Origin of the sequence: Pantoea leporis (genome assembly GCF_028048155.1) — a bacterium.
Lineage (GTDB): Bacteria > Pseudomonadota > Gammaproteobacteria > Enterobacterales > Enterobacteriaceae > Pantoea > Pantoea leporis.
Map to the genome: position 1 here is coordinate 81,508 of NZ_JALMEU010000001.1, position 24,675 is coordinate 106,182.

The following is a 24,675-nucleotide window of genomic DNA, read 5'->3' on the forward strand; positions in this document are numbered from 1 at the left end:
TCACTGCCCACCTGGCGGCGATAATTCATTTCATTGCAGCGGGTATGCGTTTTATTTATATTGCGACATCGAACGGTGGTAAAAACAGGCAGGGAAAGATGGCGGAAAAGGGCACGCAGGAGCTGACAAATCTGATGCAAATCAGGGCATTTAGTCAGGTGGTAGCACAAGGCAGTGTCTCACGGGCAGCGGATGAATTATTTCGCACCCAGTCGGCCATTACCCGCGCTATTCGCGACCTGGAACTCACGTTAGGCGTCACGCTATTTGAACGTCACGCCGGCGGCATGATGCTGACTGACTTCGGTAAATGTGTGCTGCCGCGTGCGCTGCGGGCGATTGAGGAACTGCATCAGGTGCCGCAGCGGCTGGCTAAATTGCAGGGACGCGGTGCGCAGCGTAGCGATGCGGAACCGCTGTGGCTGTTTAACGTGCGTCGGCTGCAAATTTTTATCACCCTGTGTCAGACGCGGCATATGCAGACGGTGGCAGCGCGTCTCGGACTGAGCCAGCCGGCGGTGAGCGCCGCGCTGCGCGTGCTGGAAAACGGCGCGGGCATCGCGCTGCTGGAGCGCACGCCGCACGGCATGATGCCTTCGCTGGCCGGACGTGAAATCGAAGCCAACGTGCGGCGTGCGCTGAATGAATTGCGGCACATTCCGGCCGATATTGCCGCTCGCAGCGGAATACTTGAGGGAACGGTGCGCGTGGGCGCATTGCCGCTGGGACGCACGCGTATCCTGCCGCAGGCGATCGTGATGCTGACGGCGCGTTATCCGGGCGTACGCGTGGTCACCAGTGAAAGCGCCTTTGGCGTGCTGGCTTCAGAGATGCGCTCGGGGGATATCGATTTTATCTTTGGCGCGTTGCGCCGCGATGAAGATGCGCTGGACGTCACGCGCGAGACGCTGTTCTCCGAACGCATGGTGCTGCTGGCGCGTCACGATCATCCGCTGGTGGGACGTGAGCTCTCTACCGATGATCTGCGCGCGGCGCGTTGGGTGCTGCCGCGTTCGGCCACGCCGGCACGTTATCTGCTGAATAACAGTTTTCAGGCGATGGGCATTCCGGCACCCGATCCGGTGGTGGAGACCGGCGATCTGGCGTTGGTGCGCGGCTTGCTGATGCAGTCGGATATGCTGGCGGCGGTCTCCGCGCACCAGCTGGAAGTGGAACTGGCGTCCGGCGCGCTGGTGGCGTTGCCGGTGCCTTTGCCGGATACCGATCGCGCTATCGGGCTGACGGTGCGTGCGGGCTGTCTGCACTCACCGGCAGCGGATGCGCTGATCCGCTGCCTGCGTGAAGTGTGCGGGCAGGACCAATAATCAACCTGCGCGCGCCGCTTCCATCAACGCATAGCGGTAACCGCGAATGCCGTAGCCGCAGATCACGCCTTGTGCGACGTCGGAAAGATAGGAGTGATGACGGAACGGCTCACGCTTGTGCACGTTGGTGATGTGCACTTCCCACAGCGGCAACCCCACGCCGGTGACCGCATCGCGGATCGCCACCGAGGTGTGCGTCCACGCCGCCGGGTTGATCACCAGCGCCTGCGCTTCGAGACGCGCCTGCTGAATCCACTCAATCATTTCCCCTTCGTGGTTGGTCTGGCGAAACTCAATCGTCACGCCCAGCTCTTCCGCCGTTGCGCGGCACAGCGCTTCGACGCTTTGCAGTGTGTCGGAACCGTAAGTTTCTGGCTCGCGGGTGCCCAGTAGATTGAGGTTCGGGCCGTTCAGTACATAGATGGTTCTCATCGTGACTCCTGTAATTCAGTAAAACCAAAGAGCCGCTGTGGCGTGTGCCAAAGCACCTGACGGCGGCTCTTTTCATCGGGGATCAGCTGTTCGATCAGCAGCAGTTGCGTGCCCATATCCATGCGTTCACTGGCGCGCAGGAAAGGCCAGTCCGATCCCCACATGCAGTTTTCCGCGCCGAAAGCGTCCAGCAATGCCAGCAAATAGGGATGTCCATCGCTGAAGGGATAGGGCTGCCGGGAGAATTTCGCCAGCCCGGAGAGCTTGACGCTGGTGCGCTGCTGGCCGGCCAGCGACAGCAGCGCCTGAAAGGCTGGTTGTGCTACGCCCGCGCTGACGTCAGGCCGACCGGAGTGATCGATCAGCAAACGCGTGCGGGTGCGTGACAGCAGCGGCATCAGCGCCAGTAGCTGATCGTTTTGCACCTGAATCTGGGCAAAGAGATCCAACTCCGCCAGCCTGCCCATCAGGGCATCAAGCTGGAGAAACGGCTCGGTGCCCAGCATCGCCACGTTAAGCGCAATGCCGACGATGCCTTGATCTTTCAGGCTGGCGAGCGTGTCGCTCTCCACGTCACGCGGCGTGACGGCAATGCCCTTGAAACGGCCCTCACCGCGCTTGATGGTATCCAGCAGGCAGCGGTTATCGGTGTTATATCCCGACGTCGGGCCGACAATCAGCGAGTGGCGGATGTTGTACGCCTGCATCACAGCACGATAGTAATCCGGCGTCGCCAGCTCATGTCCGTCCGGGTTATAGGCGCTCTCGGGCGCCCAGGGAAAGTGTACTGGATCAAAAACGTGGTGATGGCAGTCGATGACCGGTTGCGTAAACATCAGTCTGCTTTCCCCGCCACCGAGTAAAGTACCTGCTGATTGCGCGTCTGCTGGAACTGTTCCAGCGTTTCACCGCGCATCGCTGAGTAGATATGCAGGTTAGAGACGCCCACCACCGCACCCAGTTTTTCCAGCAGGAAGAAGCTGACGCCGTAATGGATCATACCGCGCCAGTCGAGCTGGGTAATCAGCGTTTGCTCTTCAGCGCTCAGTCCGGCTTCCTGATACAACGCCTGTGGAGCTTCGCGGAATCGCTTGCGCCATTCTGGCTGAATCATGCGGTGCAGGAAGCGGTTGATGCGCAGCGCTTTCAGGCTGCGCGCCTGGGTGAACGGATAGGTGCCGGGCAGTTTTTCCACGCCGCTGAGCTGCAGGTTGATCTTATCGCGCTGACGCTGGTGCACATCGACCGGCGCTTCGCGTGACTGATTTTCGAGGATCAGCGTGGCGATCCCGGTCATCGAAGGCAGATAGTAATCCTGATGCAGTCTCTCGACGTTGGCCGACAGCGCACCGCGCATGATCAGCCACATAATCACTTCCGCACCTTCCAGGCCGCCGAGCGTGGCGTATTCAGCCAGCGTTATTTCGGTCAGGCGCTCGGGATCGTTGATCAACAGATCGATAAACTGCGCATCCCATTCGGGATTGTTGAAGCCGCAGCGCTCGCCGTGTACCTGATGTGACACGCCGCCGGTCGCGACCACCGCAACCTTCAGATCCTCCGGGAAACTCTCTACCGCACGCTTCAGCGCCTGACCGAGTTTATAGCAGCGACGCGCCGTCGGGATCGGGAACTGCAACACGCCGACCGCCAGCGGAACCACCTGCATCGGCCAGCCGCCTTGCCACGGTGCCAGCGCCGACAGCGGCGAAAACAGGCCGTGATCCAGCGCTTTGTCCTGGAAGAATGACATATCGAACTCATCCGCCATCAGGCTGGCACCAATATGTTGTGACAGCGCCGCATGGCCTTTTACCGGCGGCAGATCGCGCGGGCCGCCGCCTTCATCCGCAACGGCATATTCGTCATCAATGCCCAGCACAAACGCCGAGTAGTGATCAAAAAAGAAGGAGGTGACGTGATCGTTAAACACATACAGCAGCACATCCGGTTTTTTCTCCTCCAGCCAGCGCTGCATCGGCGCAAAGCCATCGAAAATCGGGGCCCATGCGCCTTCCTGCTGCTTGTTGTGATCAACCGCAAAGCCAATGGTGGGAGTATGGGAAACCGCTAAACCGCCTATGATTTTAGCCATAATTTTTTGACCTCTACTTCATCGATTATTGAGGGTACGCGACAGGGACGGCAGGTCGTTAAGGTCGATGCCTTTAACCTGACGGGCCACCTGTGCAGGGTGATGTCGGGTGATGGAAAGTGCCGCCAAAACTGCCGGGAGCGACAAAACGATAAAAATGGCTGTTTGCCCAGGGAACACGCCGAGCAGCACGCCGCCCAGCGACGAGCTGATAATGGCGCCGCTACGACCAATGCCGTGCATCCAGCACACGCCGGTGGCGCGCATTTCGGTGGGATAAAAGGCCGGGGAGAAGGCCTGCAATCCGGTTTGCGCACCGTTGATGCAGACGCCAGCGAAGAACACCAGCAGCGCCAGCACATTCGGGCCAAAGCTCCAGATGCCCTGCGACACCAGGCAGAAGCTGCCCAGCAGATAGAACAGGGCGATAACATATTTCGCTTTGAAACGGTCCATCAGCCCACCAACCATCAGGCCGCCAAAGGTGCCGCCCAGCTGGAATAAGCCCGCCACAATCGCCGCGCGCTCCAGCGTTACGCCGCCAGAACGCAGGATGGTTGGCAGCCAGCCGTTAAGCAGGTAGATGACGAATAGCCCCATGAAGTAGGTGAGCCATAACACCACCGTGCCGCCTGCATAGCCGCGGCTGAACAGCTGCAGCACCTGCGCCTTTTTCGGGATGATTGGCGCATTGAGCACAAAGGCGGTGCCAGCAGAGAATTCGCCGCCCAGACGTTTGAGCACGGCGGCAATCTTGTCGCGACTGACTTTGCGCACCACCATATACATCGCCGATTCCGGCAGCAGCCACAGCAGCAGCGGCAACATCAGCAGCGGCAGCAAGCCCCCTAAACCCAGCACCGCTTGCCAGCCAAAGTGTGGCAGCATGCCAGCGGCAATGAATCCGCCCAATCCGGAACCGATATTAAATCCGCTGTACATCACGGTGATCATCAGGCTGCGACGGCGTTCCGGCATATATTCCGATACCAGCGTGACGCAGTTGGGCATCACCGCACCGAGACCGAGACCGGTGAGAAAACGTAACACACCCATTTCCAGCGGCGTGCGCGCGAAGCCGCTCATCAGGCTGAAGCAGGCGAAGACGGCAATCGACAGCAGCAGCACGCGTTTGCGGCCAAATTTGTCGGACCACGGACCGGCAATTAACGCGCCAATCGCCACGCCAAACATCGCGGCACCGAGAATCGGCCCCATTTCCGCATGGCTGATGCCCCAGTCTTCAATCAACGCGGGCGCAATGAAACCCATCGCTGCCGCGTCGTAGCCATCAAACATGATGATGATGAAACACAGGCTGAGGGTCAGCCACTGGTATCCGGTGATCGGGCGGGCGTCGATCCAGCCTTTTACATCGATAATGTCGTGATTGCTCATAGGATACGCTCTGATTTTTTTATTAATAACGTTATCGGGTTGAGATTTTTTTCTGCCCTGACATTGGCCGGGGGCATCACTTTAACCCGATTGCAGGGGATAAGTTTTATGGGTTTTAGCTGTTAAAACAGCTTGTTGCATGTTTTTGTGTTCTTCCTTCCATAACCAAATTAGGGATGGCGTGCGAGTTTGTCTGCCATAAAATGGTTATGAAGGTATGAGTTTTGTTTATTTGGTGAGCTGTGTCGGAAAAATGAGAAGGCGTATCGAGGCTGAGGAATGGCGGGTATTGGGCACGGCAGAAGCGCTATTCAGAGCGGGCTGAAGAGCAGAATTTTGTCAGAGGGGGAAAAAGGGGGAAGGCAAGCGGAGAGCCGTTTGCGGCGCTCTCCGCCAGAGGTATTACATGCGTTCGACGGTTTTAATGCCCAGCGTATCCAGACCTTGCTTCAGCGTTTTCGCGGTTAACGCGGCCAGCTGCAGGCGGCTCTGACGAATGTTCTCGTCCTCGGTGGAGAGAATAGGGCAGTGTTCGTAGAAGCCAGAGAACTGACCGGCCAGATCGTACAGATAAGCACACATCACATGTGGCGTACCGTCGCGCGCGACCTGCGTTATCACTTCTTCGAACTGCAGCAGACGCGTAGCCAACTGCGCTTCACGCTCTTCAGTCAGCACGATGTCACCGCTCAGGCTATCGGCATCAATGCCGGCTTTACGGAACACCGACAGCACGCGCGTGTAGGCGTATTGCATGTAAGGCGCCGTGTTGCCTTCGAAGGCCAGCATGTTGTCCCAGTCGAAGATGTAATCGGTGGTGCGGCTTTTTGATAGGTCAGCGTATTTCACTGCGCCGATGCCGACCACTTCCGACAGATCCTTCAACTCCTGCGCGGACATCTCTGGATTCTTTTCGCTGACCAACGCATGCGCGCGTTCAACCGCTTCATCCAGCAAATCGGCGAGGCGAATAGTGCCGCCGCTGCGGGTTTTAAATGGACGACCATCTTTACCCAGCATCATGCCGAAGGCGTGATGCTCAAGCGGTACCGATTCCGGCACGTAACCGGCTTTACGCACGATGGTCCACGCCTGCTGCAGATGCTGGTGCTGACGGGAATCGATGTAATAGAGCACGCGATCGGCATGCAGGGTTTCGAAACGGTATTTGGCGCAGGCGATGTCGGTGGTGGTGTAGAGATAGCCGCCATCTTTCTTCTGAATGATCACGCCCATCGGTTCGCCTTCCTTGTTTTTGAACTCATCAAGGAAAACCACCGTGGCGCCTTCGCTGGTCACCGCCAGGCCTTTTTCGCGCAGATCGGCGACGATGCCCGGCAGCATGTCGTTGTACAGGCTTTCACCCATCACATCTTTGCGCGTCAGCGTCACGTTAAGGCGGTCATACACCTGCTGATTCTGGCTCATGGTGATATCAACCAGCTTCTTCCACATGCTGCGGCAATATTCGTCGCCACCCTGCAGCTTCACCACGTAATTACGCGCGCGCTCGGCGAAGGCTTCGTCGGCATCGTAGGTCACTTTGGCTTCGCGGTAGAAAGCTTCCAGGTCAGCCAGTGCGATCTCTTCGTGATGTTCGTTCTGCTGCTTTTCCAGATAGGCAATCAGCATACCGAACTGCGTGCCCCAGTCGCCGACGTGGTTGGCGCGGATCACGTTATGGCCAAGGAACTCCAGCGTACGCACTGCGGCATCACCAATGATGGTGGAGCGGACGTGACCGACGTGCATCTGCTTCGCTACGTTAGGCGCGGAGTAATCCACCACGACAGTTTGTGGCGCAACCGCACTCACGCCAAGACGCGGCAGCTGCAGCGCCTGCGCGGTTTGCGCCGCCAGCCATGCACGATCGAGGAAGATATTGATAAAGCCGGGACCGGCGATTTCGACTTTGCTGGCGATGCCGTTAAGATCCAGATGCTGAATCACCTGCTCAGCCAGTTGTCGCGGTGCCTGACCGAGCTTTTTCGCTACGGCCATCATACCGTTGGCCTGGTAATCACCGAACTGTACCTTCGCAGACTGGCGAACCTGAGGTTCGCAATCGGCAGGCGCACCCGCCGCAATCATTGCCTGACTGACTTTGTCGGAAAGAAGAGCCTGAATATTCACCGCGTTACCTTCATATGCTGAAAAGGCCCGCCTGTAGGCGGCGAGCCGATGTCGTCATCCCGCAACTGCGCGGCGGGACGGAAAAATAAGAGGGGAAGTATACGTGAAATGTTAAAGTGAGTCAGCTATTCGGTATCTGATGACAGGCAACATCGGGCCCCCAGCGCCGATTAACGGCGCCGCGGGTGACGACGAGGATTTTTAACGCTTTTGTCTTCACGCACCTTCCAATGGCGGGAAATTGCAAATCCCATTAATGCAATCAGGACTGCGACAACAATGAGCATAGACATAAGGCCGTTCCTTGTAGTTGTGAAACCCAAATTTATAAGAAAGGGTTTCAAGCTGCAATTGTTTGCAATTTAAATAAGATTTATCTCATTGTATTAACTATTATGATTAAAAACATATACTTAGCCTACTTTCATAAAGTAACTGCTGGACCTGATTAGGTGATAAATCTGAAATGAATGGTCTATTTATGCGGTTTTTAGCCTTTTTGGCGCCTAAATCGGATGAATCCGACAATTTTGTCAAGCGGAATCAACGGTTAGCAAATTTCATATTGATTAGTAAACCTGAACTGAATTAGAGGTAAGGCATGATGCAGACCCACTTTCCTGTGGAATTGGATGATTTAAAACAAGACATGGCGCGTTTTGAACAATCGCTGATGAATTTTTCTGAGCGTTTAGGCATTAACCTGGCTGAACATGAAGCCGATCACGTCGCGGTGCGCTGCCACCAGTTTGCAACAGCAGAACGCTGGAAATCTGGCTTATTGCAGATCGGCACACAGTTTTCCGAGGCAATGATCAATGGTCGCCCTATTTGTCTGTTCAAACTGCATCAGCCACTGAACCTGGCGGGCTGGCAAATTGATGTGATTGAATTGCCGTGGCCAGGCGAAAAGCTGTATCGCCACGAAGGGTGGGAACATGTAGAGATTGTACTGCGTGGAGAACCGGAAACGCTGGGCATGCGGGCGATGGCGCTGCTTTCTGATGATGCGCTGACACAGCCGGGCATCTCGTTTAAAACCAGCGCGCCCAAAGGCGAGAACGAGCGGTTGCCCAATCCGACGCTGGCGGTGACGGACGGGCAAACCACCATTAAGTTTCATCCATGGCGACTGGAAGAGATTGTCACCAGTGAGCAGGCTTAACGCCGCGCTGCGACCGCTTTTTGCAAACGCGTGACCGCCTGTTCCAGCGTGGCGCGCGTACAGCCAAAGTTGAAGCGCACGAAATTATCATCGCCAAAATCGTGGCCCGGCGAAAAACCGAGGCCGTGCTGCTCGAAATACGCCATCGGATTGGCGACATCCATTTTGCTGGCGTCGATCCATCCCAAATAGGTCGCTTCCGGCGCGGCCATCTGCAATTCTGGCAGTGCATTCACCTGCGCCACCAGCCAGTCGCGATTGGCGCGCAGATAATCCAGCTGCGCTGCCAGCCATGCATCGCCATCGCGCCACGCCGCTTCGGCTGCTACCAACGCCAGAATATCCACGCCAGGCACGATGCCTTCACGTACGCGTTTGAACCGCGCACGCAACTCCGGATTGGGAATGATCGCCAGCGACGCGCCCAATCCGGCAATATTGAAGGTTTTCGACGGCGACAGCAGCGTGATGCTCCGCTGTGCGGCATCTTCACTTAACGCCGCAAAGGGAATGTGCTGTGCGCCGGGTGACAGCAATAAATCGCAGTGGATTTCATCGGAGCAGACGATCAAATCATGCTGCTGCGCAAACGCCAGCTGCGCTTCCAGCTCGTCACGACGATAAACCGTGCCGCCCGGATTCTGCGGATTACACAGCATCAGCAGGCGTTCATTGCCCTGCATCGCGCTATTATCCAGATTCATCACCCAGCGATCGTCTTGTAAACGCAGCGGTAAATTTACCTGTGCGCGGTCGGCCAGCTTTGCTGCACCGCGAAACGGCGGATAGATCGGCGTGGGGGAAACGGTGGATTCGCCAGACTCCGTGAATGCGCGGACCGAAAGATTCAAACCGCACACCACGCCGGGCAATAACACAATCCAGTCCGGCTCAATCTGCCAGTTGTAGCGCTGCGCTAAACGCGAAAGGGTGATATCAATCAATCCGGTTGGCGTTGCGCCATAGCCAAATACACCGTGCTCAGCGCGCTGTTTAATGGCCTCAATCACACTCGGCGGCGAACGAAAATCGCTGTCTGCGACCCAGAGCGGCAGCACATCGCGATCACCATATTTGTGCCATTTCAAACTATCGCTGTGACGACGGTCTATCCATTGATTAAAATCGAATGCCATAGTGCGAGTTCCACGTAAACTGTCCAATTAAGTAGACTAACTGAAGCATTCATCCCGAGCCAGAAGTCATGAGAAGGAGCATGGTATGACGAAACTGGAAATTTGTTGCTACGGCATCGACTGCGCAATGACTGCGCAGCTGTCCGGTGCCGATCGCGTGGAGCTGTGCAGTGCACCGCGCGAAGGTGGGTTGACGCCTTCAGCCGGCGTGCTGGAAGCGGCACGACGTGAAATTTCGATCCCGGTACATCCTATCGTCCGTCCGCGCGGCGGCGATTTTTGCTACACCCACTTTGAGTTTGAGTCGATGAAATCGGACGTTGCGCTAATGCGTGAACTCGGTTTTCCCGGCTTAGTGATTGGCATGCTGGATGAAGATGCGCATGTCGATATTGCTCGTATGCAGCAGATTATGAAGCTGTGTGACGGCATGGACGTCACCTTCCATCGCGCCTTTGATTTATGCCACAGCCCGAAACGCTCACTTGAGGTGCTGGCTGATTTAGGCATCGCGCGGATCCTGACGTCTGGTCAGCAACAGAGTGCCGAAGCAGGAATTGCATTATTAAGGGAACTAAATGAACACAGCACAGGTCCAATTATTATGGCCGGTGCGGGCGTACGTTTGAGCAACATCCAGAAATTCATCGACAGTGGATTGCAGGAAGTCCACAGCTCCGCCAGCCGTTTAGTCGCTTCGCCGATGCGCTACCGTAAAGCCGGTGTTTCCATGTGCTCCGAAGCGGAAACCGATGAATTCAGTCGCTATTGCGTTGATGGTGATGTGGTTGAAGCCATGAAAAGCATGACGCAGTTGAGCGCCGTCCGGGTAGCCTGAATTCCCCCCGATTTTGCCGCGCAGCACGCCAGCTCAAATGACGTGATGTTTGCAAGTACCAACCCCAGTTCTTCTAACTGGGGTTCTTTTTATCTGCAATTCCCGTGGAGATAGCGTGATCGCGTAAATGATGCTTTGATTACTCTATGGCTTCGTACGGATAACCTTCATGAAATCCATCCCTTATACCTTTTTAATGCTGCTACTCCCGTACTGCGGCGTCGCGCTGGCGGTCAGCACCGCGTGTCCGCCGATGAGCAAAAACATCACCAGCAGCAACAACTGGATCATGCTGGGTGGCGATGCCAAAGGCGCGGTGCGTCAGGTGGTGGCAGGCGAATTTGGCAAAGATGTGAACTCGCAAAAGCGCGTACTCGGCCAGTTTGATCAGTGCGGCGATTTGATGGTGGCCGATATCTCCTACGACAAAAATGAAGGCAATGTTCTATTGACGATGGAACAGCATATCGCCCGCGTTCAACGCGGCTGGGTGGCGGAATATGCCTACATGGTTAAAGTGATCAAAGCAGGGCAAGAGGAAGTGGTCGACAACCGCCAGGGCACCATCAGCTGGCAAATCGGCCAGCATGGCAACATCATCAGCTCATCCGATAAATTCACCAGCATGGGCAAAGATGGCTTTACCGATACCACTTATCGCTATGACAAACAGTTCAGAGTGGAAAAAAGCGTGGCGCGCGGCAGCAATAATATGACCAACGGCGAAAGCAGCTGGCGCTGGAATCCACAAGGATTGGTAACCTTATCCACCAGCGCGCGCAGCAAAGATACTTATAGCTATGATAACCAGTGGCGGGAACTGCGTTTGAACAGCACCGCGACCACGCCAGTCAGCACGCTGCGCTCGGTGGATGAGTGTCAGCTGTGGGATGAAGTGGGCAACTGCACGCTCAGTTATCTGCATGAAACCGAAGTGTTCGCCAAAGGCACCATTGAACGCCATCTCAGCTCCGCTTATAAATACCAATACTGGAACGCACCCAACGAAACCGCCGCACAAGATTAAAGCAAAACGAACAAAACCCACAAAACCCACATAAAGGCTGGAAACAAGGGCCGCGAAGTAAAGCTTCCGCCGCATGGATGCGGCGGCAGAGTCCACAGGGAAGTGTCCACGACGCCTTTACGCAGCGGCCCTTGTTTTCAGCCTGAAACGCACCGGAGCAATTGAGAACATCGCATGACACTAATTTTATCTTTCCTCTTCGCCATCACCATCCTCACACTCACGCCCGGTTTTGATACTGCATTAGTGTTGCGTTCCGCCGCCGCGCAAGGCTGGAAACGTGCCTGGGCTACGGCATTTGGCGTTACGCTGGGTTGTCTGGTGTGGGGCGTTGCGGTGGGTTTAGGCTTGGGCGCGCTGCTGCTGGCCTCGGAAATGGCGTATAACCTGCTGAAATGGATCGGTGCGGCCTATCTGCTCTATCTCGGTGTCAAATTACTCATCAACCCACGCCCCCAAGCGGAAGAAGGACAGCACGCGCAGAGTAAAGAGCAAAGTTATGTTGCCTGCTTCACGCGCGGACTCTTTGGTAACCTGTTAAATCCTAAAGTCGGCGTATTCTACGTTACCTTTCTGCCGCAGTTTATTCCGGCGGGCGCGTCGGTGCCGCTGTGGTGTACGCTGATGGCGCTCACGCACATGGTGATTGGTTTGGTGTGGAATGCGGTGCTAATTGGCAGCAGCCAATACTTTGCGGCGCATCTGCGTCGCCCAGCGGTGCTGAAAGTGATGGATCGCCTGACGGGCTGCGTGTTTATTGGCTTCGCCGCGAAGCTGGCGCTATCGCGGCGTTAAACATTACGGCTTGCGCGCGACTAGCACGGCGCGCAGCGGGGCGGGATAACCTTCCACGGTTTTGGTGCTGTCGTTAGGATCAAGAAACTCAGCCAGCGACTCGCTGGTCATCCAGCTGGTGCGACGCTGCTCTTCCACGGACGTCACCGCGTAATCCGCGATGCGCACATCGACAAATCCGCACTTCTCCAGCCAGCTCTTCAGCGCCGCCGCAGAAGGGATAAAGTAGACGTTACGCATCTGCGCATAACGCTCACCCGGCACCAACACCGCGTTTTCATCACCTTCAATCACCAGCGTCTCCAGCACCAGCTCGCCATCACTGACTAACTGATTTTTCAGCTGCATCAAGTGGTCGAGCGGCGAACGGCGGTGATAAAGCACGCCCATGGAAAACACGGTATCAAACGCTTGTAACGCCGGCAGTTGCTCAATGCCCAGCGGCAGCAAATGCGCACGACGATCGTCACCCAACAGCTTACGCACCGCTTCGAACTGACACAAAAACAGCTGCATTGGATCGATGCCGACCACCAGCTTCGCGCCCGCGCCAATCATGCGCCACATGTGATAGCCGCTACCGCAGCCGACATCCAGCACCGTACGATGCTGCAACGGCGAAATGTGCGGCAACACGCGATCCCATTTCCAGTCGGAACGCCATTCGGTATCGATCTCGGTACCGTACAGCGAATAAGGACCTTTGCGCCACGGCATCAAATTGCGCAGCAGATTCTCAATGCCCAGACGCTGACGATTGGTCAGATCCTCAACATCCGCGCTCACGCTGTGCAACAAATCCAGCTTCTGCGGCGTCAGCAGCGGCAGATAATCAACTGACTTCTCCCAGTCGCGGAACTTACCGTGCAAATTTTCACGCTGCCATGCGGCGACTTGCGCCGGTAACACTTCCAGCCAACTGGCGAGCGGGCCGGTGGCAATCTGCTGATAAAAACGGCCAAACTCAATCATTTCAACGCCACCAACGAACCAAAGTTAAAGCACTGGAACCACAACTCCGCATGTTTGAAACCGGCGGTTTTCAGGCGCGCTTTGTGCGCTTCAACGCTATCGGTCAGCATCACGTTCTCCAGCATGCTGCGTTTCTGGCTGATCTCCAGCTCGCTGTAACCGTTAGCGCGTTTGAAATCGTGATGCATGTTAAACAGCAACTCGCCGACATCGGCATCTTCAAAACTGAACTTCTCCGACAACACCAGCGCGCCGCCCGGATTCAATCCGTTAACAATCTTCTTCAGCAGCTCGAGACGTGCCGGTGGCTCAAGGAATTGCAGGGTAAAATTCAGCACCACCAATGAGGCGTTCTCAATGTGGATGTCCTGAATATCTGCTTCGATCACCTGCACCGGCGTATCCGCGCGGAAGGCGTCGATATGGCGACGGCAGCGCTCCACCATCGCCGGTGAATTATCCACGGCAATAATCTGGCAGCCCGGCACATGAATATTGCGGCGCACCGCCAGCGTGGCGGCACCCAGTGAACAGCCGAGATCGTAAACCTGGCTATTCGGCTGAACGAAGCGTTCTGCCAGCATGCCAATCATCGAAATGATGTTGGAATAACCCGGCACCGAGCGCTGAATCATATCGGGAAAAACTTCAGCTACGCGCTCGTCAAAGGTCCAGTCGCCCAGCTTATCGATGGGCGCGGAAAATAGCGTATCGCGATCAGACATAATGAAAAGGTCCGGAGAGAAAACGGAAAGGGCGCTATTTTGGCAGAAACGCGGGCAGGCTGCACCCTTTGCGTTGCGTCTAGAACAGGCTCGATTGCTGCGGCCAGTCGGGCAGATCGCGCAAGGTTGGCTCCAGCTGCTGCAACTGTGGCCACAACGCCTGAAGCAGCGGAAACACCTCGCCCATATCCGGCGTATGGATAAACAGCAGCGGATCGCTATCCCGCTGCCACGCTTGCAGCTTGCTGTGCCACGGCTGAAACAGCGGCACGCTCTCCGCCACGCTATCACTGCCAATGAAACGCACCATCGGTTGCGCACCGGTACGCACCACATGCAGCGGCACGCGCGGCTTTTGCGATCGAGCGTGCACCGCTGCGGCCGACTGTGAGGTGGAGGCATGCACCGGACGACTATCCAGCATCACCCGATTAATTTGACGCTCCAGCAAACCGCGATTCAGAGCGCGTTCAGCATCACCTTTGGCGAAAAATGCCTGATGCCGCACCTCGACGCCATAGCGGAAATTGCGCGGCAAACTATCGAGAAAAGACCACAAATCGCCGAGCTGAGCCGGTGAAAACGCTGCCGGCAGCTGCAGCCAGTATTGACCGATGCGCGTGCTGAGCGGATCGAGCAGACGGAAAAACTCATTCAGCAACTCATCACAGTCGAGCAGCGCCGCTTTATGGCTGATGCTTTCGGGAAACTTGAAGCAGAAACGGAAATCGTCGTGCGTCATGTCGCGCCAGCGCAGCACCACTTCCGGCTTTGGCAGCGCATACAACGTGGTATTACCTTCCACACAACCAAACAGCTGCGCGTAGTCGGCTAAGGTCTCAATACCGAACTGTTTCCATTGCGGGTGCTGCCATTGCGGTAATCCAATACGAAGTGTCAACGCGAACTCCTGAATCCTTTAGGGCGGGAAAGGGCGGCTTAATGTAACCTGTTTTGATGTCGGCAGGAAAAACAGCGCGATAAAGCATAATGTTTTGTCCGCTTTGATCGGGCTCCACTTATCCTGCCTGGGTTTTTCCATTATAATAGCCGCCTTTTTTGCGACAGCATCTCAGAAGGTTACGCGGCCTGATGCTGTCTGGCAGCAGCGGCGAAGTTAAAAGGATACGTTATGCGTACAGAATATTGCGGACAGCTCAATCTGTCTCACGTGGGTCAGCAAGTCACTCTCTGCGGCTGGGTAAATCGCCGTCGCGATCTGGGTAGCCTGATTTTTATCGATATGCGTGACCGTGAAGGTATCGCACAGGTGTTCTTTGATGCCGATCGTCAGGACGCTTTCCAGCTGGCATCTGAGCTGCGTAACGAATTCTGTATCCAGATCACCGGCACCGTGCGTGCACGTGACGAAAAGAACAAAAACAGCGATATGGCGACCGGCGAAGTGGAAGTGTTTGCCCACGAGCTGAATATCATCAACCGCGCTGAACCGCTGCCGCTGGACTCTAACCAGGTCAACAGCGAAGAAGCGCGCCTGACCTATCGTTACCTGGACCTGCGTCGTCCGGAAATGGCGCAGCGTTTGAAAACCCGCGCTAAAATTACCAGCTTCGTGCGTCGCTTTATGGACGACCAGGGTTTCCTCGATATCGAAACGCCGATGCTGACCAAAGCCACGCCTGAAGGCGCGCGTGACTATCTGGTGCCAAGCCGCGTGCATAAAGGCAAGTTCTACGCGCTGCCGCAGTCGCCACAGCTGTTCAAACAGCTACTGATGATGTCGGGTTTTGACCGCTACTATCAGATCGTTAAGTGTTTCCGTGACGAAGATCTGCGTGCCGATCGTCAGCCAGAATTCACCCAGATCGACGTGGAGACCTCTTTCATGACCGCAGAGCAGGTGCGTGAAAAGATGGAACGTCTGATTCGTGAATTGTGGATCGATATCAAAGGCGTGGATCTCGGTGACTTCCCGCAGATGACTTTTGCGGAAGCGATGAACCGTTACGGCTCAGATAAGCCAGACCTGCGTAACCCAATGGAGCTGGTCGACGTTGCCGATCTGCTGAAAAACGTAGAATTCCAGGTGTTTGCTGGCCCAGCCAATGATGCCAAAGGCCGCGTGGCTGCCCTGCGCGTACCGGGCGGTGCAGCGCTGACGCGTAAGCAAATTGATGAGTATGGCGAATTTGTCAAAATCTATGGCGCCAAAGGTTTGGCGTGGATGAAGATCAACGAACGCGCGAAAGGCTTCGAAGGCGTACAGAGCCCGGTTGCCAAGTTCCTCAGCGCAGAAATCGTTGAAGACATTCTCAACCGTACTGGCGCCCAAGATGGCGACCTGATCTTCTTCGGTGCGGACCGCGCCAAAGTGGTGGCGGATGCGCTGGGCGCGCTGCGTCTGAAAGTGGGCCGCGATCTGCAGATTACTGATGACAAAGCCTGGGCGCCGCTATGGGTGATCGACTTCCCAATGTTTGAGGAAGATGAAGAGGGCGGCCTGGCAGCGATGCACCATCCGTTCACGTCGCCGAAAGACTTGAGCGCGGAACAGCTGGCAACCGATCCGGTACAAGCGGTGGCCAATGCTTACGATATGGTGATTAACGGCTACGAAGTGGGTGGCGGTTCCGTACGTATTCATAATGGTAAAATGCAGCAGACGGTATTCAGCATCCTCGGTATTACTGAAGAAGAGCAGCGTGAGAAGTTTGGCTTCCTGCTCGACGCACTGAAATACGGTACGCCGCCGCACGCCGGCCTGGCGTTCGGCCTGGATCGTCTGACCATGCTGTTGACCGGCACCGATAACATCCGTGATGTGATCGCGTTCCCGAAAACGACTGCCGCCGCGTGCATGATGACCGAAGCCCCAAGCGAAGCGAATCCCGCTGCGTTGCTGGACCTCGGCATTCTGGTAGCGCCGAAAAAAGAAAAAACAGAGAACAAGTAATGGGCTTTAAACATCCGGTTTCGGTGCTGGTGGTGATTTTTGCCCGCGATACCGGCCGGGTGTTAATGCTGCAGCGACGTGATGACGACAGCTTCTGGCAATCGGTCACTGGCAGCCTGGAAGCGGGCGAAACCCCGCGCCAGGCAGCTCAGCGCGAAGTGTTAGAAGAACTCGCCATCGATATTGCGCACGAAAAGCTAGTGCTGGACGATTGCCACAAGCAAATCGAGTTTGAGATCTTCCCGCACTATCGTCATCGTTACGCACCGGGCACCACGCACAATCGCGAACACTGGTTCAGGTTGGCTATACCCGCAGAGCGCGACCTGCTGCTCACCGAGCATCTCGCCGCGCGCTGGCTCGAACCCGCCGCTGCCGCAGCCCTCACCAAGTCCTGGAGTAACCGCCAGGCGATTGAAGAATTTATCTGAATGCTTGCCGCCGCGCGTTTTTCCGGTGGCAATTCAGTTAAATTCCGTGAATTCGACGAAGTTATTCCTTCGTCACTTAAACCTGGTGCAGGATGTTAAGCCTGCACCGCTAAAATTGAACAGTCGGGCGTAATCGTCGCAGCGAGGTCGGTTACCGCCAGCGCACAGCAACCGGAGCGTACTTTGGTACGTGAGGATTGCGAGCACTGCCGGGAGCCGGGATCGCAAGTAAGATAGCCCGTGCGATTGATAAGATCGGAGATAAAGTAAGATGGCTGGACACAGTAAATGGGCGAATACTAAGCACCGCAAGGCTGCTCAGGACGCTAAGCGCGGTAAAATCTTCACCAAAATCATTCGTGAGCTGGTCACCGCCGCGAAACTGGGCGGTGGCGATGCGGCTTCCAACCCACGTCTGCGCGCAGCGATGGACAAAGCGCTGTCTAACAACATGACGCGCGACACCATGAACCGTGCCATCGCACGCGGCGTGGGCGGTGAAGATGATTCCAACATGGAAACCATCATTTATGAAGGTTACGGTCCGGGCGGCTCAGCAGTGATGATTGAGTGCCTGAGCGACAACCGCAACCGTACCGTGGGCGAAGTGCGTCATGCCTTCACCAAAACCGGCGGCAACCTCGGTACCGATGGTTCGGTTTCTTACCTGTTCAGCAAGAAGGGCGTAATCTCCTTCGCGCCAGGTCAGGACGAAGATGCGGTGATGGAAGCGGCGCTGGAAGCAGGTGCAGAAGACGTTGTGGCCTATGACGACGGCGCGATTGATGTCTTCACCGCGTGGGAAGAGATGGGTGCGGTGCGTGATGCGCTGGAAGCGGGCGGTCTGAAAGCCGACTCGGCTGAAGTCTCGATGATCCCTTCCACTAAAGCCGAAATGGATGCCGAAACCGCGCCGAAACTGCTGCGCCTGATCGACATGCTGGAAGACTGTGACGACGTGCAGGAAGTTTACCATAACGGTGAAATCTCTGATGAGATCGCAGAAACGCTGTAATGGCGTTGCTTAAAACCCCACTCACCGGAGACGCGCCGTGGCGATAATTCTCGGGATCGATCCCGGCTCGCGCGTCACCGGTTACGGTGTTATTCGCCAAACCGGCCGCCAGCTTACCTATCTGGGCAGCGGCTGTATCCGCACCAGCGTCACCGATCTGCCGACGCGCCTCAAACTGATCTACGCGGGCGTCAGCGAAATTATCACCCAGTTCTCACCCGACTATTTCGCCATCGAGCAAGTGTTTATGGCCAAGAATGCGGACTCAGCGCTGAAACTGGGCCAGGCGCGCGGTGCGGCGATTGTCGCGGCGGTGAATCATGATTTGCCGGTGTTTGAATATGCGGCGCGCCAGGTGAAGCAAACCGTTACTGGTACCGGCGGCGCTGAGAAAAGTCAGGTGCAGCATATGGTACGAACCTTGCTGAAACTGCCAGCCAACCCGCAGGCGGATGCCGCCGATGCGCTGGCCATCGCCATTACGCATTGCCATATGAGCCAAAACGCGGCGCGTATCAGCGATACGAAACTGGTGATGACGCGCGGGCGTATGCGATCCGGTTAGCGGAAACGAAACGCGGTATGAGGCTGGATATTCATCCAGCCTTTTTTATGGTATATAAACAGGCTTACTTATCAGATTAAGGAATTGCTCAGGTGATTGGTCGTTTACGAGGCAACATTCTGGAGAAACAGCCGCCGCTGGTGTTGATTGAGGCGCACGGTGTCGGTTATGAAGTGCACATGCCAATGACCTGCTTTTACGAGCTGCCGGAGATCAATCAGGAAGCGATTATCTTTACGCAGTTTGTGGTACGCGAAGATGCGCAACTGCTGTTCGGTTTCAATAACAAGCAGGAACGCACGCTGTTCCGCGAGCTGGTGAAGGTGAATGGCGTTGGGCCAAAACTGGCGCTGGCAATTCTGTCTGGCATGTCGGCCCAGCAGTTCGTGACCGCCGTTGAGCGACAAGAGATTGCCTCGCTGATCAAACTGCCGGGCGTGGGTAAAAAAACCGCCGAGCGTTTGATTGTGGAGATGAAAGACCGCTTTATCGGCATGCACGGCGATCTGTTTGGTGGTGATTCAACCTTTACGTTGACCACGCCATCCGCTGCACAAGACAATAACGATGCTGAAGCCGAAGCGGTTTCAGCGCTGGTGGCTCTGGGCTATAAACCGCAGGAAGCCAGCCGTATGATCAGTAAAGTCGGTAAACCGGATGCGGATTGCGAAACCCTGATTCGTGAAGCCCTGCGCGCAGCTATTTGAGGTAAAGCATGATTGAAGCCGATCGTCTGGTCTCGGGCAGTTCCTTTAATGAAGAAGAAACGCTCGACCGTGCCATTCGTCCCAAGCTGCTCACGGAATATGTTGGCCAGCCGCAGGTGCGCGAGCAAATGGAGATTTTCATCCAGGCTGCGAAACTACGTGGCGATGCACTCGATCATCTGCTGATTTTCGGCCCGCCGGGATTGGGTAAAACCACGCTGGCTAACATCGTCGCTAACGAAATGGGCGTCAATCTGCGCACCACGTCCGGCCCGGTGCTGGAAAAAGCCGGCGATCTGGCGGCGATGCTCACTAACCTCGAACCGCATGATGTGCTGTTTATTGATGAGATCCATCGACTGTCGCCAGTGGTGGAAGAAGTGCTGTATCCAGCGATGGAAGATTATCAGCTGGATATCATGATTGGTGAAGGTCCGGCAGCGCGTTCGATTAAGCTCGATCTGCCGCCGTTTACCCTGATTGGTGCCACGACGCGTGCCGGTTCTTTAACTTCGCCGCTGCGCGACCGTTTCGGCATCGTGCAGCGCCTTGAGTTCTATAACGTGCCCGATCTGCAGCATATCGTGGGTCGAAGCGCGGCCTGTCTTGGCCTGGCGCTGAGCGAAGAGGGCGCGCTGGAGATAGCGCGTCGTGCACGCGGAACGCCGCGTATCGCTAACCGTCTGCTGCGCCGCGTGCGTGACTTTGCGGAAGTGCGCGCCAACGGCAATCTGAGCGGCGAAGTATCAGCCAGCGCGCTAGATATGCTTAACGTCGACAGTCAGGGTTTTGATTATATGGACCGCAAACTGCTGCTGGCGATTATCGATAAGTTCTCGGGTGGTCCGGTTGGCTTAGATAACCTGGCAGCGGCGATTGGCGAAGAGCGGGAAACTATTGAGGATGTGATTGAACCCTTCCTGATCCAGCAAGGATTCATTCAACGCACGCCGCGTGGCCGGATGGCCACGCAGCATGCTTACAAACACTTTGGTATCAGTCGCGAAGAGTAAACCGGCGTTATGCCGCCGGTTTTTTTGCCATGCTAATGATGAACAATACTGCCGCGCATAACACCACTGAAGGACCGGCTGGCGTATCGTAGCTGGCGGAGAAGGTCAGTCCACCGGTCACTGCGATAATACCGGCAATTACCGCAAAACCGGCCATCTGTTCCGGCGAGCGCGAGAAGCGACGTGCCGTCGCCGCCGGGATAATCAGCAACGACGTAATAATCAAAGCACCGACAAACTTCATCGCTACGCCGATGGTTAATGCGGTGACCAGCATCAACATCAAACGCGTGCGCTGAATGTTAACGCCATCCACCTGCGCCAGCTCCGGGCTGATGGTCATCGACAACAACGAATTCCACTGCCACGCCATCACCGCCAGTACAATCGCCACGCCGCCGCCCATCATCCACAAATCATCGGGCGTCACCGCCAGCAGATCGCCAAACAGGTAAGCCATCAGATCGACACGCACGCCTTGCATCAGACTGACGACCACTAAACCCAGCGACAGCGCACTGTGCGCCATAATGCCGAGCAGCGTATCAATAGCCAGATGCGGGCGTCGCTCCAGCCACACCAATCCCAACGCCAGACACACGGTCACCAAAATCACCGCATAGTAAGGATTCACGTTGAGCAGCAAACCAAACGCCACGCCCAGTAAGGACGCATGCGCGAGTGTATCGCCGAAGTAAGACATGCGGCGCCAAACCACAAACGAGCCAAGTGGACCGGCCGCCAGCGCCAGCAACACGCCGCCCAGCCAGCCAGGTAATAACAGTTCAATCATGACGGGCCATTTCCCTTGCGCAGAACAATGCGTCCCTGTAAATCGTGACGGTGATTATGATGATGACGATAAATCGCCAGCTGCTGCGCGCCGCGTGGGCCAAACATCGCAATAAACTCGGGATGTTGTGACACCGCTTCCGGCGTGCCGGAACAGCAGATGTGATGGTTGAGACACAGCACTTCGTCGGTTTTCGCCATCACCAGATGCAGGTCGTGTGAAACCATCAGCACACCGCAGTTCAGTTCGCGGCGCAGCTGATCGATCAAATCGTACAGCGCGACCTGGCCGTTGACATCAACGCCTTGTGTCGGCTCATCCAGTACCAAAAGCTGCGGTTCATTGAGTAATGCACGCGCCAGCAAAACACGTTGTGTCTCACCGCCAGAGAGTTTTTGCAGCGTTGCATGCAGCAGATGCCCGGCCTGTACGCGCTTGAGCGCCGGCAAAATGGCATCGCGTTTGGTGCCGCGCGACAGGCGCATAAAGCGTTCAACGGTGATCGGCAACGTTGGGTCGATGTGCAGTTTTTGCGGCACGTAGCCGATACGCAAATCAGCGACGCGCTTGACGCTGCCGCTGGTGGGTTTCAGTAGCCCCAACACCGCGCGAACCAGCGTGGATTTACCGGCGCCGTTCGGGCCGAGCAGGGTAAGAATTTTCCCCGGCTCAAGTGCGAGGCTAATACCTGCAAGCACCGGACGCTGGGAGAACTTCACAGAAATGTTTTCAAGGGTAACAAGTGGCGACATGTTATTTACGGGTTGCATAGAATTTCGAATGTTATAATATCACATTCCATCAACGGTTCACGATGGAATGACGTATTATGTTACACAATAAAAAGCGCCTGATTTTCACCCTTACTGCTGCGGCAATTGGCGCGGCAAGCGCATTACCCGCGCACTCCGCAGTTGTCGCTTCAATCAAACCTATCGGATTTATCGCAGCGGCTATCGCAGAGGGTATTACGCCGGTTGAAGTATTGCTGCCTGATGGCGCCTCAGAGCATGATTATGCCTTGCGTCCCTCTGATGTAAAACGTATTAAAAACGCAGACTTAGTAGTATGGACAGGCCCAGAGATGGAAGCCTTTCTTACTAAGTCAGCGGCCGAATTACCTGCCAGTAAAAACCTCGAAATTGCCGCATTGCCGGGCATAAAACCGCTATTGATTAGCGGCGATGATGAAGATGAGGAACATGAGCATGGTCACGATCACGATCACGACTCAGAAAATTCCGAAGACCAGGACGGGTCTCATGCGCATCACCACCACGGACAGTTTAATATGCACCTGTGGATGTCCCCTGACATGGCCTTACAATCTGCGGTTGCAATCCATGGAAAATTATTGGAACTTATGCCGCAAAGCAAAGCCAAACTTGACGCTAATCTGCAGGAATTTAAGGCAGAATTAGCCGATGCAGACAAACACATCGGCGCGCAACTCGCGCCTGTGCGGAACAAGGGTTATTTCGTTTTTCACGATGCTTACAGCTACTTTGAAAAACATTACGGTTTGTCACCTTTAGGTCATTTTACCGTCAATCCTGAAATCCAGCCGGGCGCCCAGCGTTTACATCAAATACGAACACAGTTGGTTGAGCAGAAAGCCGTTTGCGTTTTCGCTGAACCACAATTCAGACCGGCCGTCATCGATGCCGTGTCCCGTGGAACTTCCGTACGTAAAGGCACGTTAGATCCGTTGGGTATGGACATCAGCTTATCCAAAGACAGCTACGTGAAATTTCTTTCACAGCTGTCGAGCCAGTATGCGAGCTGCCTGAATGGAGCATGAGGAATAGGTAAAAGTGCAGCAGATAGCCCGCTCTGTCGCCCTCGCATTTAACAATTTGCCGCGCCCCCACCGCGTTATGCTGGGTTCATTAACCGTTGTCACGTTGGCCGTCGCAGTATGGCGGCCTTACGTTTACCATCCGCGTGATGTTGCCCCCATCGTGAAAACCATTACGTTGGATAAAGACGAACTGCGCACGCTGTTGCCCGAAGCCAGCGAGCCGATTGACCAGACAACGGAAGAACCGTCCGACGATATTCCTGCTGACGACATTGATAATGACGTTCCGGACAATCCCAACGTACATGAGTACACCGTCTCTTCAGGTGATACGCTGAGCAGCGCGTTAAATCAGTACGGTATTGAGATGGGCGATATCAACGCATTAGTCAGTAGCGATAAAGATCTGCGCAACATGCGCGTTGGTCAGCAACTGAGCTGGACGCTGGATACTGATGGACAACTGCAAACCTTCAGCTGGGAAATTGATCGTCGTGAAACCCGTACTTATCAGCGCGCCGACAACGGCAGCTTTAAGATGCAGCAGGAGCTGCAAAAGGGTGAGTGGCAAAACAACGTACTGAAAGGTGAAGTGCGCGGCAGTTTTGCTGCCAGTGCCCAGCGTGCGGGCTTAACCAGCGCAGAAACCAGCAACGTCATCAAAGCGATGCAGTGGCAGATGGATTTCCGCAAACTACGCGCCGGTGATGACTTTAGCGTGCTGATGTCTCGTGAAATGCTCGATGGCAAAAGTGCCCAAAGCCAATTGCTTGGCGTGCGTTTACGCACCGGCGGTAAAGACTACTACGCGTTCCGTGCGGAAGACGGCAAGTTCTACGATCGCAACGCGTCTGGTTTAGCGCGTGGCTTTATGCGTTTCCCTACGGTTAAGCAGTATCGTGTCTCTTCCAACTTCAATCCGCGTCGCCTTAATCCGGTAACCGGCCGCATTGCACCGCATAAAGGTGTCGATTTCGCGCTGCCTATTGGTACGCCTGTGTTAGCCGTGGGCGATGGTGAAGTGGTGATGGCGAAAAACGGCGGTGCTGCCGGGAATTACGTGGCAATTCGTCACGGTCGTCAGTACATGACGCGTTATATGCACCTGAGTAAAGCGTTGGTGAAACCGGGGCAAAAAGTGAAACGCGGCGATCGTATTGCGTTGTCGGGTAACACCGGACGTTCGACCGGTCCGCATTTGCATTATGAAGTATGGATCAACAATCAGGCGGTGAATCCATTGACGGCAAAACTGCCGCGCATGGAGGGTCTGACGGGTAAAGATCGCAGCACTTACATGGCGCAAGTCAAAACCTGGTTGCCGCAGTTGACGCTGAAATAGCGCATTATTGCGCGTAACACTTAAAAACCGACGGATTCTTCGTCGGTTTTTTG

Annotated in this window: 25 protein-coding genes; 13 read left to right on the top strand and 12 right to left on the bottom strand. The window is 55.6% G+C overall.

All coding sequences use genetic code 11. From position 1 onward, the window contains the following. Positions 1-98 precede the first annotated feature (98 nt). A complete protein-coding gene (locus MWH02_RS00395) occupies positions 99-1,325 on the top strand; it encodes a LysR family transcriptional regulator (RefSeq protein WP_137385954.1) in 1,227 nt (408 codons plus the stop codon). On the opposite strand, the gene aroQ is transcribed toward MWH02_RS00395, so the two are convergent. The 6 genes from aroQ to MWH02_RS00425 all read right to left on the bottom strand — a co-directional run bounded on the left by aroQ (position 1,326) and on the right by MWH02_RS00425 (position 7,676). Continuing rightward, positions 1,326-1,757 (bottom strand): type II 3-dehydroquinate dehydratase, encoded by a 432-nt coding sequence (gene aroQ / locus MWH02_RS00400; protein WP_101764144.1) that lies wholly within the window; start codon positions 1,755-1,757, stop codon positions 1,326-1,328. Continuing rightward, positions 1,754-2,593: an amidohydrolase family protein gene (locus MWH02_RS00405; protein ID WP_271459659.1), complete on the bottom strand. Its 840-nt coding sequence runs from the start codon at positions 2,591-2,593 to the stop codon at positions 1,754-1,756. The genes aroQ and MWH02_RS00405 overlap by 4 nt, the downstream gene beginning before the upstream one ends. Continuing rightward, positions 2,593-3,852 (bottom strand): gallate dioxygenase, encoded by a 1,260-nt coding sequence (locus tag MWH02_RS00410; RefSeq protein ID WP_271459660.1) that lies wholly within the window; start codon positions 3,850-3,852, stop codon positions 2,593-2,595. The genes MWH02_RS00405 and MWH02_RS00410 overlap by 1 nt, the downstream gene beginning before the upstream one ends. An 18-nt stretch (positions 3,853-3,870) precedes the next feature. Beyond that, the gene (locus MWH02_RS00415; protein ID WP_271459661.1) at positions 3,871-5,250 is read right to left on the bottom strand and encodes an MFS transporter; all 1,380 of its coding nucleotides are present in this window, start codon (positions 5,248-5,250) and stop codon (positions 3,871-3,873) included. A 402-nt stretch (positions 5,251-5,652) separates the two neighbouring features. Beyond that, positions 5,653-7,383 carry an arginine--tRNA ligase gene (gene argS / locus MWH02_RS00420; RefSeq protein ID WP_271459662.1) on the bottom strand — a complete coding sequence of 577 codons (1,731 nt, stop codon included), beginning with the start codon at positions 7,381-7,383 and terminating at the stop codon, positions 5,653-5,655. 170 nt (positions 7,384-7,553) lie between these two features. After that, positions 7,554-7,676 carry a hypothetical protein gene (locus MWH02_RS00425; RefSeq protein ID WP_007889544.1) on the bottom strand — a complete coding sequence of 41 codons (123 nt, stop codon included), beginning with the start codon at positions 7,674-7,676 and terminating at the stop codon, positions 7,554-7,556. A gap of 311 nt (positions 7,677-7,987) precedes the next feature. On the opposite strand from MWH02_RS00425, the gene MWH02_RS00430 reads away from it, so the two are divergent. Beyond that, entirely contained in the window at positions 7,988-8,548 is a 561-nt protein-coding gene (locus MWH02_RS00430) for a VOC family protein (protein ID WP_137386881.1), read from the top strand. On the opposite strand, the gene MWH02_RS00435 is transcribed toward MWH02_RS00430, so the two are convergent. Next, positions 8,545-9,684: a MalY/PatB family protein gene (locus MWH02_RS00435; protein WP_271459663.1), complete on the bottom strand. Its 1,140-nt coding sequence runs from the start codon at positions 9,682-9,684 to the stop codon at positions 8,545-8,547. The two genes, MWH02_RS00430 and MWH02_RS00435, sit on opposite strands and share 4 nt — an antisense overlap. An 85-nt stretch (positions 9,685-9,769) precedes the next feature. Here MWH02_RS00435 and cutC point away from each other — a divergent pair, with 85 nt between their 5' ends. The 3 genes from cutC (at position 9,770) to MWH02_RS00450 (ending at position 12,344) form a co-directional block, all read left to right on the top strand. Then, positions 9,770-10,522 (top strand): copper homeostasis protein CutC, encoded by a 753-nt coding sequence (gene cutC / locus MWH02_RS00440; RefSeq protein ID WP_101764150.1) that lies wholly within the window; start codon positions 9,770-9,772, stop codon positions 10,520-10,522. A gap of 196 nt (positions 10,523-10,718) precedes the next feature. Then, on the top strand, positions 10,719-11,549 hold the full coding sequence (locus MWH02_RS00445; protein ID WP_271460164.1) for a hypothetical protein: 831 nt from the start codon (positions 10,719-10,721) through the stop codon (positions 11,547-11,549). A gap of 174 nt (positions 11,550-11,723) precedes the next feature. Next, positions 11,724-12,344 (top strand): LysE family translocator, encoded by a 621-nt coding sequence (locus MWH02_RS00450; RefSeq protein ID WP_271459664.1) that lies wholly within the window; start codon positions 11,724-11,726, stop codon positions 12,342-12,344. A 3-nt stretch (positions 12,345-12,347) separates the two neighbouring features. Here MWH02_RS00450 and cmoB read toward each other — a convergent pair whose 3' ends face one another. From cmoB to MWH02_RS00465, 3 genes are all read right to left on the bottom strand, one after another. Further along, on the bottom strand, positions 12,348-13,316 hold the full coding sequence (gene cmoB, locus MWH02_RS00455; protein WP_192411683.1) for a tRNA 5-methoxyuridine(34)/uridine 5-oxyacetic acid(34) synthase CmoB: 969 nt from the start codon (positions 13,314-13,316) through the stop codon (positions 12,348-12,350). Beyond that, positions 13,313-14,041 carry a carboxy-S-adenosyl-L-methionine synthase CmoA gene (cmoA, locus tag MWH02_RS00460; RefSeq protein WP_271459665.1) on the bottom strand — a complete coding sequence of 243 codons (729 nt, stop codon included), beginning with the start codon at positions 14,039-14,041 and terminating at the stop codon, positions 13,313-13,315. Before cmoA ends, cmoB begins: the two co-directional genes overlap by 4 nt. 79 nt (positions 14,042-14,120) lie before the next feature. Continuing rightward, positions 14,121-14,942 carry a DUF72 domain-containing protein gene (locus MWH02_RS00465; RefSeq protein ID WP_271459666.1) on the bottom strand — a complete coding sequence of 274 codons (822 nt, stop codon included), beginning with the start codon at positions 14,940-14,942 and terminating at the stop codon, positions 14,121-14,123. Between the two features lie 231 nt (positions 14,943-15,173). Here MWH02_RS00465 and aspS point away from each other — a divergent pair, with 231 nt between their 5' ends. The 6 genes from aspS (at position 15,174) to ruvB (ending at position 20,686) form a co-directional block, all read left to right on the top strand. Further along, complete coding sequence (gene aspS / locus MWH02_RS00470) at positions 15,174-16,955, top strand: aspartate--tRNA ligase (RefSeq protein WP_271459667.1); 1,782 nt, start codon at positions 15,174-15,176, stop codon at positions 16,953-16,955. Continuing rightward, positions 16,955-17,386, top strand: coding sequence for a dihydroneopterin triphosphate diphosphatase (gene nudB / locus MWH02_RS00475; RefSeq protein ID WP_008110490.1), 432 nt, complete (start codon positions 16,955-16,957; stop codon positions 17,384-17,386). The genes aspS and nudB overlap by 1 nt, the downstream gene beginning before the upstream one ends. Before the next feature lie 271 nt (positions 17,387-17,657). Then, positions 17,658-18,401 (top strand): YebC/PmpR family DNA-binding transcriptional regulator, encoded by a 744-nt coding sequence (locus MWH02_RS00480; RefSeq protein WP_271459668.1) that lies wholly within the window; start codon positions 17,658-17,660, stop codon positions 18,399-18,401. Positions 18,402-18,438: 37 nt separating this feature from the next. Beyond that, positions 18,439-18,966: a crossover junction endodeoxyribonuclease RuvC gene (ruvC, locus tag MWH02_RS00485; protein WP_008110486.1), complete on the top strand. Its 528-nt coding sequence runs from the start codon at positions 18,439-18,441 to the stop codon at positions 18,964-18,966. 92 nt (positions 18,967-19,058) lie between these two features. Continuing rightward, positions 19,059-19,673 (top strand): Holliday junction branch migration protein RuvA, encoded by a 615-nt coding sequence (ruvA, locus tag MWH02_RS00490; RefSeq protein ID WP_007889559.1) that lies wholly within the window; start codon positions 19,059-19,061, stop codon positions 19,671-19,673. A gap of 8 nt (positions 19,674-19,681) precedes the next feature. Continuing rightward, complete coding sequence (gene ruvB / locus MWH02_RS00495; protein WP_007889560.1) at positions 19,682-20,686, top strand: Holliday junction branch migration DNA helicase RuvB; 1,005 nt, start codon at positions 19,682-19,684, stop codon at positions 20,684-20,686. 7 nt (positions 20,687-20,693) lie between these two features. Here the strand turns inward: ruvB and znuB are convergent, their stop codons facing one another. Beyond that, the gene (gene znuB, locus MWH02_RS00500; RefSeq protein ID WP_101764158.1) at positions 20,694-21,479 is read right to left on the bottom strand and encodes a zinc ABC transporter permease subunit ZnuB; all 786 of its coding nucleotides are present in this window, start codon (positions 21,477-21,479) and stop codon (positions 20,694-20,696) included. Beyond that, positions 21,476-22,231: a zinc ABC transporter ATP-binding protein ZnuC gene (gene znuC, locus MWH02_RS00505; RefSeq protein ID WP_271459669.1), complete on the bottom strand. Its 756-nt coding sequence runs from the start codon at positions 22,229-22,231 to the stop codon at positions 21,476-21,478. The genes znuB and znuC overlap by 4 nt, the downstream gene beginning before the upstream one ends. A gap of 77 nt (positions 22,232-22,308) precedes the next feature. Between znuC and znuA the strand changes: the two genes are divergently transcribed. Continuing rightward, entirely contained in the window at positions 22,309-23,280 is a 972-nt protein-coding gene (gene znuA / locus MWH02_RS00510; protein WP_137385939.1) for a zinc ABC transporter substrate-binding protein ZnuA, read from the top strand. Between the two features lie 13 nt (positions 23,281-23,293). Continuing rightward, entirely contained in the window at positions 23,294-24,622 is a 1,329-nt protein-coding gene (mepM, locus tag MWH02_RS00515) for a murein DD-endopeptidase MepM (RefSeq protein ID WP_271459670.1), read from the top strand. Positions 24,623-24,675 lie beyond the last annotated feature (53 nt).